This window comes from Stenotrophomonas sp. P5_B8 (genome assembly GCF_054049855.1).
Genome location: NZ_JBFULO010000292.1, coordinates 1 through 4,882 on the forward strand (window position 1 = coordinate 1; position 4,882 = coordinate 4,882).

Annotated in this window: 6 protein-coding genes; 3 read left to right on the plus strand and 3 right to left on the minus strand. The window is 63.6% G+C overall.

Annotated elements, in window-relative coordinates:
* The first annotated feature begins 200 nt into the window (after positions 1-200).
* Positions 201-752 carry a CPBP family intramembrane glutamic endopeptidase gene (locus ACXJKH_RS14695; RefSeq protein WP_457320351.1) on the plus strand — a complete coding sequence of 184 codons (552 nt, stop codon included), beginning with the start codon at positions 201-203 and terminating at the stop codon, positions 750-752.
* A 371-nt stretch (positions 753-1,123) separates the two neighbouring features.
* Here ACXJKH_RS14695 and ACXJKH_RS14700 read toward each other — a convergent pair whose 3' ends face one another.
* A complete protein-coding gene (locus ACXJKH_RS14700) occupies positions 1,124-2,134 on the minus strand; it encodes an AraC family transcriptional regulator (protein ID WP_457320342.1) in 1,011 nt (336 codons plus the stop codon).
* Between the two features lie 58 nt (positions 2,135-2,192).
* Between ACXJKH_RS14700 and ACXJKH_RS14705 the strand changes: the two genes are divergently transcribed.
* Positions 2,193-3,437: an MFS transporter gene (locus ACXJKH_RS14705; RefSeq protein WP_457320345.1), complete on the plus strand. Its 1,245-nt coding sequence runs from the start codon at positions 2,193-2,195 to the stop codon at positions 3,435-3,437.
* Between the two features lie 139 nt (positions 3,438-3,576).
* The gene (locus tag ACXJKH_RS14710) at positions 3,577-4,260 is read left to right on the plus strand and encodes a thermonuclease family protein (RefSeq protein ID WP_457320353.1); all 684 of its coding nucleotides are present in this window, start codon (positions 3,577-3,579) and stop codon (positions 4,258-4,260) included.
* Positions 4,261-4,265: 5 nt separating this feature from the next.
* On the opposite strand, the gene ACXJKH_RS14715 is transcribed toward ACXJKH_RS14710, so the two are convergent.
* Entirely contained in the window at positions 4,266-4,628 is a 363-nt protein-coding gene (locus tag ACXJKH_RS14715) for a hypothetical protein (RefSeq protein WP_457320347.1), read from the minus strand.
* A partial coding sequence (locus ACXJKH_RS14720; RefSeq protein ID WP_457320349.1) for a hypothetical protein occupies positions 4,619-4,882 on the minus strand: 264 nt, incomplete at its 5' end. The genes ACXJKH_RS14715 and ACXJKH_RS14720, both read right to left, overlap by 10 nt.

Sequence of the window (4,882 nt, forward strand, 5' to 3'; positions counted from 1 at the left end):
GGCGTCAGTCGCTGCAAGGGACTTAGACCGCTCTCAAAGTGATGGCTGACCTTTGACACCAGGAATTCCCTATGCAGAACACCTCTGACTCGACAGTGCCCTCACGCCCGCACGTCCGGATAGCGATGCCCATCAGGCTGCTGCTGGTGGCATGCGTGCTTGCATTGGCATATTTTCCGTGGCTCCCATTCCCTTGGCGCATGCCCTTCGTCGGTCTGCTGGGCATGACGTTCGTTTGGATGGAGATGCGCTCACCGTCGTATTGCGGGCTGCAACGGCGATCACTCGGCCAGACGCTGGCGTGGACGGCCCTGGTGGTCGGGATTGTCGTGGGCCTTGTCGACCCGCTCATTCAACCCCTCGTGGATCATCTGACGGACACAAAGGCCGACTACAGCGGCTACGGACCGTTGTTTGGCAATTTGCCTGCTGCACTGACGCTTGTTGCTGGCGCTTGGCTTAGTGCGGCAATCGGCGAGGAACTCGTCTTTCGCGCGTTCCTCATGCACCAGCTTCACGCGCTATTCGGTGGGGTGCCTGGTCGCATCTATCCCGCGTCGTTGACGGGCGGACTGGTCTTCGGCCTCATGCATGCAAATCAAGGGCTGTCGGGAATCCTCGTGACGGGTCTGGTCGGTGCACTCTTTGGGTTTGCCTACCTCCGATCTGGGCGCAACCTCTGGTCGCTCGTGTTGGCGCACGGCTTGATCGATACGTGGGGAGTGGCGACGCTCTACCTTGGTTGGTATTGATCAAGTTGACTGTTGTTGACCGAGGCACCACGTTCGGATGGCACGCTTTGACAGGTGCGTTTGGCTATCGATGGCCGTCTTCCGGATTTGGGGATGGGGCAGGGCTCCCTTAAGTCACGAGACGGCGTGCAGGGGTCAGAGGGGATGCCGACGGTTGAGATGGAACCCGGAAGTTTTTGCATCCCGTGGCCCTCCTCAGGCGACGGCATGGTGCCCGATTGAAGTCTATGTGCMTGAAGCAGAATCGGGCGCAGCAGCGGCCCACCTCGGTATGCGGCTGCCCCAAGCTCAAGGCGGGCCAAGCACCGAGCTTGCAGCGGCGATAAGCCGCGAAGCGCGAGGCGATTGTTCGAAGGCAGGACTGGCTCCCCCTATGCCGAGGCCAAGGCGCGCCCGCGCCGAGTCGCGCCAGGAGAGTGCCCCATGACGCGCTTGTAGGCACGACTGAACGCTGCCTGCGAGGCGTAGCCCAGGCGCTCTGCCACGACCTCGATGGACAGGCTCTGATGGGTCAGCCATTGACTTGCCAACTGCATTCGCAGCTCAGTCACGTACCGCAGCGGCGCGGTTCCCATGACGGTCTGGAACCGGTCTGCAAAAACAGACCGTGAGATGTTGGATGCTGCAGCGAGCGCTTCGACGGTCCAGTCATGCCCGGGATCTCTGTGCAGCGCAAGCAATGACAGCGATAGACGAGGATCGCGCATGGCCATGACCAGGCCGGACGCGCCGTCGCAACCGCGCTCGACCCAGTCACGCACGATCATGGCGGCCACTGCATCCGCCAGCCGGGCGAGAATTCCTGCAAATCCGATGCGACCGGAACACACCTCGCGCTTCATCGCGTCGACGATCGGCAACAGCCCAGGAAACTGAGCGGCGTTGCCATCGGCCAACATCACCGCCGGCATCAACTTGCTCAATCCTTGCATGCCCCCCAGATCGAACACCATGCATCCGTGGAAGAGCACCGCGCTTGGCACGGCATGGGTGCTCGGGCACGTGTCTATGCCACTCACCGTGTCGCCTAGTGGGGCGGCGTCTATCGTTTCCAGGCACTGGACCGGATGGTCCTCGCCAGACAACAACGCGTGGCCTTCTGCGCGGGGAAGAAGCAYGACGTCCCCGGCAGAGAGAAGGTGTTGGCTGCCGTCCGCGCCACGAAGAATCGCGGTGCCCACTGCCAGGTAATGGAAATAGGCATGGCCTGGCTTCGGCGGAAATCCAAGACCAAAGGTCGGCCCGGTCTGAATGCGCCGGTATTGGACGCCATGCAGCCGCATGCCGGTCAGCAGCTCGTTGATCAGATCCGTGGGCTGGGGTGTAGCGTGGCTCATGAGACGGCTCGGGGTTTCGATCAAAAATACAGGTTGGACAATCATAGATCATCCTGACGTGGCTCCCTAAACTCTCGGCTGCACGAATGCACTGGGATCTTTGATGAGCAATAACGTAGTTGATGCTGCAGGCGCGCGTGATTCTGTGGCCACGGATAGCGGGGAGCCGTCTTCATCGGCATGGGTGGCCGTATTTTCGCTGGCCATGGGTGTTTTCGGGCTGCTCACGGCCGAATATCTGCCTGCCAGCCTGTTGACGCCGATGGCGGCGGACCTGGGGGTGTCGGAGGCGCTGGCCGGTCAAGCCGTGACGGTTACTGCGGTCGTGGCCCTGTTCGCTGGGCTCCTTGTGCCGCGGCTGACCCGCTCGATAGACAGGCGGCTGGTGCTGTTGAGTTTCACGGCTCTGATGATCCTCTCCAACGCCTTGGTGGCATTGTCGTCCAGCATGGGCGTCCTGCTGGTGATGCGCGTCCTTCTGGGCGTCGCGCTGGGCGGTTTCTGGAGCATGGCAGCGGCCGTGGCCATGCGGTTGGTGCCGCCGCAGCGCGTGCCTCGCGCGCTGTCCATCATCTTCAGCGGGATTGCGGTCGGCACGGTGGTTTCCGTTCCTTTGGGGAGCTACCTGGGCGGGCTGCTGGGCTGGCGCAGCGCCTTCTGGGCGGCGACGGCGGTAGGTGGACTCACGTTTGCGTTCCAGTGGTTCACGCTGCCCCGCATGGCCCCGCGCAAGGCGGCAGTCCCCGAGTCGGTGGTGGGGCTCCTGCGCAGGCCAGGCATTGCAATCGGCATGCTGGGCTGCGTTCTGGCACACACCGGTCAGTACTCGCTCTTCACCTACATCCGCCCCACGTTGGAGAGCCTGGGGCAGGTGAGCGCTGATGGCCTGGCGCTGATCCTGCTCGGGTTCGGTGTGGCGAATTTTGTCGGCACATTACTGGCCGGTTGGCTTATGGAGCGCAGTTTGAAAGTCACGTTGGTGATCATGCCCGCCTTGGTGGGCGTAGCCGCTCTGGGCATGCTCCTGTTGCCGGTGGGCGTTGGCGGGCTATCGATCCTGGTTGCGCTCTGGGGCCTGGCCTTCGGTGGCGTGCCCGTTGCCTGGTCGAACTGGGTCGCGCGTGCGGTGCCCGATCAGGCCGAGAGTGCCGGCGGGATGGTGGTCGCAGCGGTGCAGTCTTCCATCGCAGCGGGAGCTGCATTGGGCGGCCTGGTGTTCGGGCTGGGGGGCATCGTTGCAGTCCTCACCGTGGCTGCGGCGGTGATGCTCCTCGCCAGCCTGCTCATCGCGTTCCGGGTCAGGGTGAGCTCGGCGGCGTTGTCGGCAGGTCCGGCGTTGCATATTTAGGCGGCCACACCAGGAATGCACATCGGGATTCAAGGACCGTCGATGCGGTCGGCGTCCTGTCTCAGCTTCCGCTAAAGTGCTCGGCCCTGTTTTAACTGGCGCTCGCTCCCGGGCGTGCACTTGAAGGACGTTGTTGTTGATGGTGGTGAAAGGTCTGGTGGTGTTGCTTTTGGTTCTTCCTTCCGTTCCTGGCGTGGCAGCAGAGCTGGTCGGCCGCGCGACGGTCACGGACGGAGACACCCTCACCGTGGCGAAGCAGCGCATCCGCCTCTGGGGCATCGATGCCCCGGAAAGCGCGCAGCAATGCACCGCCAAAGATGAGCGCGCTTGGCCCTGTGGGCGTCGGTCAGCCGCCGCGCTGGACGGCTATCTGCTGGAGAAAACCGTTCGTTGCCAGCCCAAGGACACGGACCGCTATGGCAGGGTGGTAGCGGAGTGCTTTGTTCAAGGGACGTCAGTCAACCGGTGGATGGTGCGCTCCGGTTGGGCGGTCGCGTATCGCCAGTACGCCACGGCATTCATCGCAGACGAAGCCGACGCGCGCCGGCACCAGCGGAACCTCTGGCAGGGGCCGTTTCAGATGCCAGCTGACTACCGTCGCAGCAAGCATGAGCAGACGGCACGACAAGCCCCGGTGGCCGCGCAGCCGGCGCCGGGCGGATGCCGCATCAAGGGCAACATCTCCCGGCAGGGCAAGAAGATCTACCACGTGCCCGGCCAGCGGGACTACGCGCACACGCGCATCGACTTGAGCCGCGGCGAGCGCATGTTCTGCAGCCCTTCGGATGCACTGCGGGCAGGGTGGCAGCCGGCGAAGCGCTGAGCTTCTCAGACCCTCCCATGCAGGCGGCGGCGCAGCGCACCGGCTGCCGTCGCGATGGCCGTCGCAGKCACCGCCAGTACCAGTGCATACACCAGTCCGGCCAGCAACAACGGGCCAACGCCCGACATCACGGCCACCACCGGCACCTGCAGCATCATGAGCAACAGTCCCCATAGCCACGCCTGCCTGGGAAAACAGGCGCCTAGAATTGCGGCGATGCCCAGTGCGATGGGATAGACGACGGTCCAGAACGCGGGCGCGTCCCAAGGCTCGCCGCCCGGCGTCTGCCAGGCGACCAGCATCCAGAAAACCACGCCTACCTTCAGCGTGACAGCACTGGCTGCAAGGGAATTTTCCGTCATCCGCATCGTTGCTCTCCGGCATGAAGATGCAGCATGCCACCGTCGTGCTGACGGTGTATGACCAGCACCGGCATGGCCACTCCTGCACTTGAAGCACGGCATTGCCCCTGGGTTGGCTTCGCGATCGTGTCGACCTTTGGCTTTGCCAATGTCGGCGTGGACATCTCGGGGATCGCGATGAGCGCCGTTCTGGGGCCGCCGCCCTTGGGCATCGCTGCTGGGCTGAGCTGGATCAAAAGCTCGTTGGCCAGGTTCAAGAC

Excerpts from the sequence above, each read along its gene's own strand:
- ACXJKH_RS14695 (WP_457320351.1), top strand. The coding sequence starts at position 201 with ATGCCCTTCGTCGGTCTGCTGGGCATGACGTTCGTTTGGATGGAGATG.
- ACXJKH_RS14705 (WP_457320345.1), top strand. The coding sequence starts at position 2,193 with ATGAGCAATAACGTAGTTGATGCTGCAGGCGCGCGTGATTCTGTGGCC.
- ACXJKH_RS14710 (WP_457320353.1), top strand. The coding sequence starts at position 3,577 with ATGGTGGTGAAAGGTCTGGTGGTGTTGCTTTTGGTTCTTCCTTCCGTT.